At 43.7% G+C, this 348-nt stretch carries 1 pseudogene; it reads left to right on the top strand.

The features are described 5' to 3' along the window. Nucleotides 1-348: pseudogene (locus tag QVO66_RS11910) on the top strand (hypothetical protein); the annotation flags it as partial.

Consider the following 348-nt stretch of genomic DNA (forward strand, 5'->3'; position numbering starts at 1 on the left):
GTGGAAAGGATACCAAGTGACATCTGCAAGGAGCTTCTTGATACCGACCTGCAAGGAAAACAGTTCATAAACCCTTATTCAATACCAAAAAAGTACAGGGAACAAGAGGAGTATATCAGGCAACTTATCCAGACCAAGGACGAAACAGAGGCAAGACTAAGTGAAATCAAGTCCGAGATATTGGAGGATATGGAAAGCAAGGGGGTGAAAACTTGGGATACAGGAACAATGAGGTTGACAAGAAAACTTCCGACTACAAGGCTATCATTCAACGCCAATAAATTCAAGGCAGACCATCCCGAACTTGACTATTCACCATACGAGAGGACTTCAAACGTTTCGGGCAGC

The organism is Prevotella sp. CAG:255, assembly GCF_000431195.1.
In the GTDB taxonomy this organism is placed as follows: Bacteria; Bacteroidota; Bacteroidia; order Bacteroidales; family Bacteroidaceae; genus Prevotella; species Prevotella rara.